Annotated in this window: 10 protein-coding genes; 6 read left to right on the forward strand and 4 right to left on the reverse strand. The window is 44.3% G+C overall.

The window, feature by feature from the left end:
• Positions 1–6 precede the first annotated feature (6 nt).
• From OCV39_RS12130 to OCV39_RS12155, 6 genes are all read left to right on the forward strand, one after another.
• The gene (locus tag OCV39_RS12130; protein ID WP_113799421.1) at positions 7–1,419 is read left to right on the forward strand and encodes an FAD-dependent oxidoreductase; all 1,413 of its coding nucleotides are present in this window, start codon (positions 7–9) and stop codon (positions 1,417–1,419) included.
• Between the two features lie 86 nt (positions 1,420–1,505).
• Complete coding sequence (locus tag OCV39_RS12135) at positions 1,506–1,934, forward strand: DUF1499 domain-containing protein (RefSeq protein ID WP_261888537.1); 429 nt, start codon at positions 1,506–1,508, stop codon at positions 1,932–1,934.
• A 140-nt stretch (positions 1,935–2,074) separates the two neighbouring features.
• Positions 2,075–2,770, forward strand: coding sequence for a 5'-methylthioadenosine/S-adenosylhomocysteine nucleosidase (gene mtnN / locus OCV39_RS12140; protein ID WP_017051058.1), 696 nt, complete (start codon positions 2,075–2,077; stop codon positions 2,768–2,770).
• Positions 2,771–2,780: 10 nt separating this feature from the next.
• Entirely contained in the window at positions 2,781–3,734 is a 954-nt protein-coding gene (locus OCV39_RS12145) for a cobalamin biosynthesis family protein (RefSeq protein WP_113799425.1), read from the forward strand.
• Between the two features lie 79 nt (positions 3,735–3,813).
• A complete protein-coding gene (gene btuF, locus OCV39_RS12150; protein WP_261889517.1) occupies positions 3,814–4,608 on the forward strand; it encodes a vitamin B12 ABC transporter substrate-binding protein BtuF in 795 nt (264 codons plus the stop codon).
• A 72-nt stretch (positions 4,609–4,680) separates the two neighbouring features.
• The gene (locus OCV39_RS12155) at positions 4,681–5,301 is read left to right on the forward strand and encodes a TRIC cation channel family protein (protein ID WP_113799429.1); all 621 of its coding nucleotides are present in this window, start codon (positions 4,681–4,683) and stop codon (positions 5,299–5,301) included.
• A 90-nt stretch (positions 5,302–5,391) separates the two neighbouring features.
• Here OCV39_RS12155 and carB read toward each other — a convergent pair whose 3' ends face one another.
• From carB to mutT, 4 genes are all read right to left on the reverse strand, one after another.
• The gene (carB, locus tag OCV39_RS12160; RefSeq protein ID WP_261888538.1) at positions 5,392–8,607 is read right to left on the reverse strand and encodes a carbamoyl-phosphate synthase large subunit; all 3,216 of its coding nucleotides are present in this window, start codon (positions 8,605–8,607) and stop codon (positions 5,392–5,394) included.
• Between the two features lie 16 nt (positions 8,608–8,623).
• Positions 8,624–9,778 (reverse strand): glutamine-hydrolyzing carbamoyl-phosphate synthase small subunit, encoded by a 1,155-nt coding sequence (carA, locus tag OCV39_RS12165; protein WP_261888539.1) that lies wholly within the window; start codon positions 9,776–9,778, stop codon positions 8,624–8,626.
• Between the two features lie 490 nt (positions 9,779–10,268).
• Complete coding sequence (gene dapB, locus OCV39_RS12170) at positions 10,269–11,078, reverse strand: 4-hydroxy-tetrahydrodipicolinate reductase (protein ID WP_017051064.1); 810 nt, start codon at positions 11,076–11,078, stop codon at positions 10,269–10,271.
• Positions 11,079–11,156: 78 nt separating this feature from the next.
• Positions 11,157–11,558 (reverse strand): 8-oxo-dGTP diphosphatase MutT, encoded by a 402-nt coding sequence (mutT, locus tag OCV39_RS12175; RefSeq protein WP_017051065.1) that lies wholly within the window; start codon positions 11,556–11,558, stop codon positions 11,157–11,159.
• Between the last annotated feature and the right edge of the window lie 2 nt (positions 11,559–11,560).

An 11,560-nucleotide genomic window follows, 5' to 3' on the forward strand; every position in this document is an offset into this window, starting at 1 on the left:
CTTATCATGAGCCAGAACGTATACCAATTTATTGATGTCAAACGCGTCGACCCAGCGAAGAAACCGGTAAAAATTCGTAAGATCGAGTTTGTAGAAATTTACGAACCTTTCACCAAGCAACAAGCGACGGCTCAGGCTGATCGCTGTTTGGACTGTGGAAACCCCTATTGCGAATGGAAATGCCCAGTACATAACTACATCCCTCAATGGCTGAAACTCGCTAATGAAGGACGAATCATTGAAGCAGCAGAACTTTCTCATCAAACCAATAGCTTGCCCGAAGTGTGTGGTCGAGTGTGCCCGCAAGATCGCCTGTGCGAAGGATCTTGTACCCTAAATGATGATTTTGGTGCTGTCACTATTGGTAATATTGAAAAGTATATTAACGACAAAGCCTTTGAGATGGGTTGGAAACCTGACATGTCTCATGTTGAGATGACAGATAAGAAAGTCGCCATTATTGGTGCTGGACCAGCAGGGCTCGCTGCGGCTGATATTCTTATTCGAAATGGAGTAAAACCCGTTGTCTTTGATCGTTACCCTGAAATTGGAGGCTTACTGACTTTTGGGATCCCATCATTCAAATTAGAGAAAGGGGTGATGCAAAATCGTCGTCGAATTTTCAGCGAAATGGGTGTCGAGTTCCAAATGAACGTGGAAGTCGGAAAAGATGTACAACTCCAAACCTTAATCGATGACTACGACGCGGTTTTTCTCGGAGTAGGTACATACAAAAACATGCGTGCGGGACTTGAAAATGAAGACGCTCCCGGAGTCTATGATGCGCTTCCATTTCTAATTTCGAATACTTATAAAGTGATGGATCTCCACACCGACGATCCTTTTATCGATATGGCGGGTAAAAATGTCGTTGTCCTCGGTGGAGGGGATACCGCGATGGATTGCGTTCGTACATCCATTCGTCAAAACGCGAAGAACGTCATTTGTGCCTACCGTAGAGATGAGGCCAATATGCCCGGATCTAGACGCGAAGTAAAAAATGCAAAAGAGGAAGGGGTTCAATTCAAATTCAACCTTCAACCCTTAAATATAGAGATCGATGCGTCTGGGAAAGTTTGTGGTGTCAAAGTGGTAAAAACCGCGCTAGGTGAGGCCGATTCAGCAGGACGACGTAGACCTGAGCCCGTTGCAGATAGCGAACATATTATTGATGCTGATGTGGTGATCATGGCATTTGGTTTCCAGCCACACAAGATGGATTGGCTACAGCCTTTTGGTGTTAATCTTGATCAATGGGGACGAATTCAGGCCCCTGCTGAACAAGAGTTTCAATATCAAACCAGTCATCAAAAAATCTTCGCTGGCGGTGATGCCGTAAGAGGATCCGATTTAGTTGTGACTGCGATTGATGAAGGGCGCAAAGCGGCGGAAGGAATTCTAGATTATCTAGATATCTGAACCACTTAAGAATAAGCTGTACGAAACGGATCCGCATTGGATCCTTTTCGTTATCCATCATATTGGAGTGATAAACAGGGAATCATATGAAAAAAGTAGCCTTTATTGTTTTGAGCTTAGCCACACTTACCGCTTGCAGCCAAGGAATAGCCAGCATGACAGATAGAACTTCATCCCCATGTGGTGATAAACCCAACTGTGTATCCACTCAAGATAGTCGTGATGAATTTTCAGTTGCTCCTTTCCATCTTACTCCTAATACGACGATGGATGCTATCGAAGCAGTGGCACTTACGCTTCCAGGCGCTAAAACAGCAACGAAAGAAACTGATTACCTACGCATTGAATCGACCAGTAAAATAATGCGATTTGTAGACGATTTAGAACTCAGAATTACGGGCGACACTCTGATCGTGCGATCGGAATCCCGTGTAGGTTACTCTGATTTTGGTGTGAATCGAAAACGAGTCGAGCAATTAAGAGCGGAACTACTCAGTAAAAACCTTATTAAATAACCATCGACAATCTCGCACAGTAATTCATCAATGATAGCAAGGGAGAGCATGACTAATTATCACTCTCCCTAGTCATTTATCACATGATTTATGCTACACTTCGGCCCAATTCAATCAGTCATTTTTCAAAGAGATACACTATGAAAGTCGGTATTATCGGTGCGATGGAACAAGAAGTTACCATCCTTAAAGACGCAATTTCAAATGCACAAGAGATCAATAAAGGCGGTTGTACCTTTTTCTCTGGTCAACTAAATGGTGTTGACGTTGTTTTGCTTCAGTCAGGTATTGGTAAAGTTGCAGCAGCGGTAGGTACTTCTATCCTACTAAGCGAATACCAACCAGATGTTGTTCTAAACACAGGTTCTGCCGGTGGTTTTGACTCATCTCTAAACTTAGGTGATGTGGTTGTTTCAACTGAAGTTCGCCACCATGATGCTGACGTGACGGCATTTGGCTACGAAATCGGTCAAATGGCAGGTCAACCTGCAGCGTTCAAAGCTGACGAGAAACTAATGGCCGTTGCTGAACAAGCGCTGGCTCAAATGGATGATAAGCACGCGGTACGCGGCCTCATCTGTACTGGCGATGCTTTTGTATGCACTCCTGAGCGCCAAGCATTCATTCGTAAGCACTTCCCTTCGGTTGTAGCGGTTGAAATGGAAGCGTCGGCTATTGCTCAAGCGTGTCACCAATTCAAAGTTCCATTTGTTGTGGTACGTGCAATCTCTGATGTAGCAGATAAAGAATCACCAATGAGCTTTGAAGAATTCCTACCTTTGGCGGCTCAAAGCTCATCAGAGATGGTATTCAAAATGGTTGAGCTCCTAAAGTAAGTCTTAATTGATGCAAGAGTTATTTGACCAACTGTTTGCAAATGGCGTGCTCCTCGTAATGTGGGGAGCACTGCTATTTCACCTGATTTTACCCATCCCGCACTCCGCTCATCCCACAACGCTGTGGCATAAATTCGCTGAACTGCTAGCGAGTAAAGTCAACACCAATAACAACTACTCACAAAGTCTTGTATCTGGGAGCCTCGCTTGGTTACTCATGTGCCTACCCGCTCTTGCTGTGATGCTGGCACTTAAACCGTTAGTTTGGCAAACACAACTTTTTGAATTAGCTCTTTTACTGATTGCCATTGACTGGCGTAATAATGAGAAGCTTGCAAACCAACTGGTCTCAGCATTAGCTAAAGAAGATAAAAAACTAGCAAGACGCTTATTGGCCCCTATCGTCAACCGTCAAACAGAAAGCCTATCGACATTAGGGCTTGGAAAAGCAGGCGCAGAAACCATCATAATGGGCTATGGTCGCAATGTAGTGTGCGTTCTATTTTGGTATGCCATTGGTGGTGGAATTGGCGCACTGATGTATCGCCTAACCGCAGAACTTGCTCGTGCATGGTCTCCAAGTCGACATCAATTTTCGCCATTCGGTATTCCTGTCGTTCGTTGTGTGGCCATTCTAGATTTCATCCCCTTACGCCTTTTCAGCTTAATGATTGTCATCGGTGACAAAGCCACCATCGCTTTTAAAGGCATGCTTGAGCAAGGAAAAACTTGGCCATTACCCGGCCCCGGTTGGTTAATGGCAGCAATAGGGCATAAGCTTGAATTATCTCTAGGCGGCCCTGCTATTTATAACGATAAGAAAACCATTAGAGCGAAGCTTGGTGGACGTATCGCCCCATCCGCTCTGCATTTATCTCAATTGCAAAAATTACTCGCGGGGAGAATTCTTATTTGGATCCTCGTGCAAAGTGCTCTATTGCTGCTTTTCTATCAAGGTATCTAGCGTGTTTTCTCTTTTATCTCGACCATCTCTATTAACTTGTTTTGTCATAGGTACGAATGCACTGTGGTCTAGTTTTGCAATGTCCGCGACTTCAACCACTGACGGTAATAAAATCAAGCGAGTCATTAGCCTAGCACCTCATGCCACTGAAATTGCCTATGCAGCAGGTTTAGGCGATAAGCTGATCGCGGTGAGTGCGCATAGTGATTACCCAGACGCGGCAAAATCGTTAGAAAAAGTAGCGAATTATCAAGGCATAAAACTCGAGCGAATTATTGCTCTGCAACCTGATTTGATCCTTGCTTGGCCTGCTGGAAACCCGCCGAGAGAGCTAGATAAACTTCGTCAATTTGGATTTACTATTTACGATTCTGAAACGAAAACATTGGAAGATATCGCAAAAAACATCGAGCAGATGAGTCAATTTTCAGATGACCCCAATATTGGATTACAAGCGGCGAAGCTATACCGAAAAGGGTTAGCGAAACTCAAGCAACAGTATGAAGTATCACAGCCAGTTCGCTACTTCTATCAACTCAGTGAAAAGCCAATCATCACGGTTGCACAAGGTAATTGGCCGAGTGAAATTTTTCGTTTCTGCGGTGGAGAGAATATCTTTGCTAATAGTTCTGCGCCTTACCCCCAAGTCAGTATTGAGCAAGTGGTGATAAAGCAACCCGATGTTATCTTCACTTCTGAACATGCAATACAAGATCAAAGCCAATGGGCAAATTGGAAAGCTGAAATCCCTGCAGTGAAAAACCAGCATATGTGGTCATTAAATTCAGACTGGATCAACAGACCAACCCCAAGAACATTAAACGCAATTAAAGAAGTGTGCGCTCGCTTCGAATACACTCGTCAAAACCGCTAACTTTTTAAGAAAATATCTCGTACAATTCGCGTCCTATCCTGTCCCGTAAACTTAACAAGAGCGATCAGTAACATGGACTCCATGCTGCTTTACTTCATTGATTTATTTGGCACTGCTATCTTTGCCATATCTGGTGTTATTCTCGCCGGACGCCTAAAAATGGACCCTTTTGGCGTAATTGTACTTGGAAGTGTAACTGCGATTGGCGGAGGTACTATCCGCGACATGGCCCTTGGTGCTACCCCTGTATTTTGGATCACCGATAATACGTATTTGTGGGTAATTTTAATCACCTGTTTACTCACGATGATTTTAGTTCGTCGTCCTAAACGTCTACCTTGGTGGGTACTGCCCGTTTGTGATGCGATTGGTCTCGCTGCGTTCGTTGGTATTGGTGTAGAGAAGTCTTTAATATATCAAGATTCATCACTTGTTGCCGTCATCATGGGCGTAATCACTGGCTGTGGTGGCGGTATTATCCGAGATATCTTAGCACGTGAAGTCCCTATGGTTTTACGTAGTGAAGTGTACGCGACCGCTTGTATTGCTGGTGGCGCAGTACATACTATCGCTCTTGCCATGAACCTCGATAACTCTAGTGCATTTTTAGCAGGCGTGTTTGTTACCTTATTCATTCGACTTGGCGCAATTCGCTGGCACTTATCTCTTCCGACGTTTGCGTTGAACAAATAGCGATAGTAAGACCAAAGAAACAAAAAGCCCGCTATGTCAGCGGGCTTTGTCTATTAGTGAATAAGCAAAAGTGAAACTCTATCCGTTTGCTTAAATTTTTGCGTGTAACTCCTGAACGGAAGTGACTGTATTTCGGTCATCTTCTTGGTGCGCCATACACACCGCAAATGCTGCATTTAGCGTTGTCGTGTAGTTCACTTTCTCAGCTAACGCTCCGCGACGAAGTACTTTCGAATCTTCAATCGCTTGACGACCAGCGGCGGTATTCACAATGTAGGTGTACTCATTATTCTTAATACGGTCAAGAATATGAGGACGACCTTCATGGACTTTATTCACTAAGCGAGGGTTGATGCCCGCTTCGCCGAGAATAACCGCAGTGCCGTGAGTCGCATCCAACTGATAACCCAGTTTAATTAGCTTAGAAGCTAAATCGACTACGCGCTCTTTGTCTTCTTCACGAACAGATAGAAGCGCACGCCCGCCTTCTGGGTAAACATTGCCACATCCAAGTTCCGCTTTCGCATAAGCTTCAGCGAATGTTGCACCAACCCCCATCACTTCACCCGTAGAGCGCATTTCTGGCCCTAATAGTGGGTCAACACCAGGGAACTTGTTGAACGGTAATACCACCTCTTTTACAGAGTAGTAAGGCGGAATAATCTCTTTAGTAAAGCCTTGAGACTCTAGAGACTGACCTGCCATTACACGAGCAGCAATCTTCGCAACAGGTGCACTGGTTGCCTTAGAAACAAACGGAACCGTACGCGCAGCTCGAGGGTTAACTTCAATAAGGTAGACTTGATTATTCTTAACCGCAAACTGAGTATTCATAAGACCACGAACGCCCAATTCGAAAGCAAGCTTTTCAACTTGTTCGCGCATCACGTCTTGAATTTCTTGGCTGAGAGTATAAGCAGGAAGAGAACATGCAGAGTCACCAGAGTGAACCCCCGCTTGCTCGATGTGTTCCATAATACCCGCAATAACAACACGTTCGCCATCACAAATGGCATCCACATCCACTTCAACCGCGTCATCTAAGAAGCTATCAAGTAGTACTGGTGATTCATTTGAAACACTCACTGCTTCATTAAAGTAGCGACGTAAATCTTGCTCATCGTAGACAATTTCCATTGCTCGGCCACCCAATACATACGAAGGGCGAACGACAAGCGGGAAACCGATTTCACGTGACTTTTCAACAGCCTGCTCCATCGTCGTTACGGTAGCGTTTTCTGGTTGTAAAAGACCTAAACGATCTACAGCCACTTGGAAACGCTCACGGTCTTCAGCTCGGTCGATGGCATCAGGGCTTGTACCAATAATTGGCACACCAGCCGCTTCAAGTTCACGCGCCAGTTTAAGTGGTGTTTGACCACCGTACTGAACAATCACACCTTTTGGTTTTTCAACACGAACAATCGCTAATACATCTTCCAAGGTAACAGGCTCGAAGTATAAACGGTCAGAGGTATCATAATCGGTAGAAACAGTTTCAGGGTTACAGTTGACCATGATGGTTTCGTAGCCATCTTCACGTAGTGCTAAAGAAGCGTGTACACAACAGTAATCAAATTCAATACCTTGGCCGATACGGTTTGGACCGCCACCCAAGATCATGATTTTCTCTTTATCTGTCGGATTCGCTTCACACTCTTCATCGTAAGATGAGTACATGTACGCGGTATCTGAAGAGAATTCAGCCGCACACGTATCTACGCGCTTATATACTGGGTGAATGTCATATTGGTCACGTAGACGACGAATTTCACTTTCAGCAACACCTAGAATCTTAGACAGGCGAGCATCGGCAAAACCTTTGCGCTTCAGCTTATTCAACATCTCTTTATTTAAGCCAGCAAAGCCACTCGCTTTCACGTCTTGCTCAAGCTTGACAATGTCTTCGATTTGAACCAAGAACCAGCGGTCAATATTGGTAAGGTTAAATACGCCGTCCACCGACATACCGGCACGGAAGGCATCTGCGATATACCAAATGCGATCCGAACCTGCTTCTTTTAGCTCATGGCGAATCGTGGTTAGTGCGTCTGGTGCATCTAGATCAACCATCTCATCGAAGCCCGTCGCACCAACTTCTAGACCACGCAATGCTTTTTGCAGAGATTCTTGTTGGTTACGACCAATGGCCATCACTTCGCCAACTGACTTCATTTGTGTCGTTAAGCGGTCATTTGCACCTGCAAATTTCTCGAAGTTAAAGCGTGGAATCTTAGTCACAACATAGTCGATTGTTGGTTCGAAAGATGCTGGAGTTGCCCCACCAGTGATGTCATTCATTAACTCATCTAGCGTGAAGCCAATAGCCAGTTTTGCGGCAATTTTCGCGATAGGGAAGCCAGTCGCTTTAGAGGCAAGAGCAGATGAACGTGATACACGTGGGTTCATCTCAATGATAACCATACGGCCATCTTTCGGGTTGATACCAAACTGTACGTTTGAACCACCCGTTTCAACACCAATCTCGCGCAATACTGCAAGAGAAGCATTACGCATTAGTTGGTATTCTTTGTCCGTAAGTGTTTGAGCCGGAGCAACCGTGATTGAGTCACCGGTATGAATACCCATCGGGTCGAAGTTTTCAATCGCACAAACGATGATGCAGTTGTCGTTTTTATCACGAACCACTTCCATCTCGTACTCTTTCCAACCGATAAGAGATTCATCAATAAGCAGCTCATTCGTTGGCGAAAGGTCTAAACCTCGGCGACAAATCTCTTCAAACTCTTCTTTGTTGTATGCGATACCACCGCCTGTACCACCCATAGTGAATGAAGGGCGAATAATACAAGGGAAGCCAACCATATCTAAAACTTTGTAAGCTTCTTCCATTGTTTTAGCGGTATCAGCCGTTGGACACTCAAGACCAATCGACTTCATTGCTTTATCAAAACGAGAACGGTCTTCCGCTTTATCAATCGCGTCAGCCGTTGCACCAATCATCTCAACACCAAACTCTTCAAGCACTCCGTACTTTTCTAAATCTAGCGCACAGTTAAGCGCAGTTTGCCCACCCATTGTAGGAAGCACTGCATCTGGCTTCTCTTTCGCGATGATATTGCGAACCACTTCCCAATGAATAGGTTCAATGTAAGTCGCATCCGCCATATCTGGATCAGTCATGATGGTTGCTGGGTTCGAGTTTACAAGAATAACTCGGTAGCCTTCTTCGCGCAGGGCTTTACAGGCTTGAGCACCAGAGTAATCGAATTCACAAGCCTGACCGATAACAATCGGGCCAGCACCTAGAATAAGAACGCTTTTAATGTCAGTACGTTTTGGCATTGTCTACTACTCCGATTTACGCTGTATGCAATTTAATTAATTCAATAAAGTGGTCGAACAGCGGTGCTGCATCTTCTGGTCCAGGGCTAGCTTCTGGGTGACCTTGGAAGCTAAAGGCTGGTTTGTCTGTACGATGAATTCCCTGCAAAGAGCCATCAAATAAAGACTTATGCGTTGCTCGCAAGTTTTCAGGAAGTGTCGCTTCATCAGCCGCAAAGCCGTGGTTTTGTGAAGTAATCATCACAACATCACGCTCCAAATCTTTCACCGGATGGTTTGCACCGTGGTGACCAAACTTCATCTTCACTGTTTTAGCGCCAGACGCTAGAGCTAGAATTTGGTGACCTAAACAGATACCGAAAATCGGTATACCTTTTTCTAGGAACACTTTGGTTGCTTCAATCGCGTAAGTACATGGCTCTGGGTCGCCTGGGCCGTTTGATAGGAAAACGCCGTCTGGATTCAGTGCTAATACTTCTTCTGCTGATGTTTCCGCTGGAACAACCGTTAGGCGGCAGCCGCGGTCAACAAGCATACGCAAGATGTTACGCTTTGCTCCGAAGTCATAAGCGACAACGTGGTATGGCAATTCGCTATCATCTTTCGCTTCAGGAAGGCCACCCGTAAGCGTCCACGAACCCTGCTTCCATTGATACGCTTCTTTTGTTGTAACTTCTTTCGCAAGATCCATACCTTTCAAGCCAGGAAATTCTTTTGCCTTAGCAAGAGCCAAAGCTTCATCGATATGGCTACCTTTCAAAGATGCACAAGCAACGATGCAACCGTTTTGAGCGCCTTTCTCACGCAAGATTCGAGTTAACTTGCGCGTATCGATATCAGCAATACCAACGATATTTTGTGATTTAAGATAATCAGAAAGGGATTGTTCATTACGGAAATTAGAAGCGATGAGGGGGAGATCGCGAATTACAAGGCCTTGGGCATGGATAGAAGAGGATTCTTCATCTTCGGAATTGGTTCCGGTATTGCCTATATGGGGATAAGTGAGGGTAACAATTTGTTGGGAATAGGAAGGATCAGTGAGGATTTCTTGGTACCCCGTCATCGAGGTGTTAAAAACGACTTCTCCAACAGCGGAACCATCTGCGCCTATGGACTCACCGTGGAATACCGTCCCATCTTCTAGGACTAGCAGTGCTGACTTACTCAAGGCAACCTCCAGAATAAAAATGCATTAAAGTTGATTTAATTTGCAATTCTACCTTCCTTTACGCGATTAACCAGCGTTTTTATGGAAATTAGACAAATTGGCGGTATTCTATTGATTAGCGTGATTTGTGTCAACATTCACTCGAAAATAAATATGGTTTTTTAACGCGAAATTCGAACTTTCACCCTAAAAGCCCCAAAACAGAACATTTAGATGTAATAAACAGCTCAAAACCAGTAAAACTATTATTTGGGATAAAAATACACACTAACAATCGATCATAAGAACAAATAGACAATACGCAATCGTTACTTTAAATAATTTGATACAAATTATAAGAACAATAACGAAAAATAGACACCAAACACCCAAAACAACAAGTAAACACCTTGGATATAATGAGATTTTAGTGAATAAATATGAAGAAGAGTGGTGAGAAAAAGGTAGGGAATTTCTATGCGCCGAGAGATCTCAGCGCATAATTATCTACTTAAAGGTCATTTAAGCCTAAAACATCAGTCATTGTATAGAAGCCAGCAGGCTTTTCATTTAGCCAAACCGCAGCTTTAATGGCACCATTAGCAAAGGTCATACGATCGGTCGCTTTATGAGTGATCTCAACACGTTCACCAATATCGGCAAACATTGCCGTGTGCTCTCCAATAATGTCACCTGCGCGAATCGTTGCAAAACCAATTTCATCTTTTGTACGTTCGCCAGTTATCCCTTCGCGAGACCAAACTGCCACATCATTGAGATCATTTCCCATTGCATCTGCAATAGCTTCTCCCATGCCAATCGCAGTACCTGATGGCGCATCAACTTTATGACGATGGTGTGCCTCTACAATTTCCACGTCACAATAATCACCCATCACTTTCGCGGCTTTTTCCAGCAACTTAAAGACTAAGTTAACACCCACGCTATAGTTAGGTGCCATAATGATCGGAATTTCTTTCGCAGCATGAGCGATCACTTGTTTCTCTTCTTCAGAAAAACCCGTTGTGCCAATCACCAGTTTTTTACCATGCTGACGGCATAATTCGATGTTAACTAGAGTACTTACTGGTGCGGTGAAATCGACAATGACGTCAAACTGCTCAATTGATTTTTCTAAGTTATCAACCAGAGAAACATTAAAATGCCCCTCACCGCAGAGTTCACCAATATCGACGCCAATGAGGGAAGATTCAGGACGCTCAGAGCCAGCTCCAACAGCAGCGCCTGAGTGATGATGTGTTGCTTTTACGAGGTTTCGGCCCATTCGGCCTGCTGCTCCTGCAATCGCAATTCGAACCATTGCGTTGTTCTCCTTTTGTGATGATGAACACAATGTAACGTAAAGCGTTACTCCGTGCTAGAGTTTTAAACCCTATGACTACCGCCTAAATTCTTTTATAACTCGCTCTAAAATTGGAACATTCGCTTCAGGAAATGCATACTTAGCTAGGTTTTCGACGGCCACCCACTCCCCTTGTTGCCCCTCTTTGCCATACGGTTCATGTTTAAATTGGCTCACTACGATGAAGTCAAATTTTAGAGATTTATCCGGGTAATCAAACTCCAAATGTTCGAATAAGGATTGTTCAACAATCTCAATACCAATTTCTTCGTTTAATTCACGGTTCATCGCATCCTCGATGGATTCCCCCTCTTCTACTTTGCCACCAGGGAACTCCCAAAAGCCTCCTTTATGAACGTGATCCGGGCGCTTTGTGATAAATACTTGGCTTTTATCTGAGTTAAAGATGATCGCTGCAACGATATGGACGCGTTTCATGT

This window comes from Vibrio cortegadensis, assembly GCF_024347395.1.
GTDB classification, from domain to species: domain Bacteria; phylum Pseudomonadota; class Gammaproteobacteria; order Enterobacterales; family Vibrionaceae; genus Vibrio; species Vibrio cortegadensis.

Excerpts from the sequence above, each read along its gene's own strand:
- OCV39_RS12135 (WP_261888537.1), top strand. The coding sequence starts at position 1,506 with ATGAAAAAAGTAGCCTTTATTGTTTTGAGCTTAGCCACACTTACCGCT.
- mtnN (WP_017051058.1), top strand. The coding sequence starts at position 2,075 with ATGAAAGTCGGTATTATCGGTGCGATGGAACAAGAAGTTACCATCCTT.
- OCV39_RS12145 (WP_113799425.1), top strand. The coding sequence starts at position 2,781 with ATGCAAGAGTTATTTGACCAACTGTTTGCAAATGGCGTGCTCCTCGTA.
- btuF (WP_261889517.1), top strand. The coding sequence starts at position 3,814 with ATGTCCGCGACTTCAACCACTGACGGTAATAAAATCAAGCGAGTCATT.
- dapB (WP_017051064.1), bottom strand. The coding sequence starts at position 11,078 with ATGGTTCGAATTGCGATTGCAGGAGCAGCAGGCCGAATGGGCCGAAAC.
- OCV39_RS12155 (WP_113799429.1), top strand. The coding sequence starts at position 4,681 with ATGGACTCCATGCTGCTTTACTTCATTGATTTATTTGGCACTGCTATC.
- mutT (WP_017051065.1), bottom strand. The coding sequence starts at position 11,558 with ATGAAACGCGTCCATATCGTTGCAGCGATCATCTTTAACTCAGATAAA.
- OCV39_RS12130 (WP_113799421.1), top strand. The coding sequence starts at position 7 with ATGAGCCAGAACGTATACCAATTTATTGATGTCAAACGCGTCGACCCA.
- carB (WP_261888538.1), bottom strand. The coding sequence starts at position 8,607 with ATGCCAAAACGTACTGACATTAAAAGCGTTCTTATTCTAGGTGCTGGC.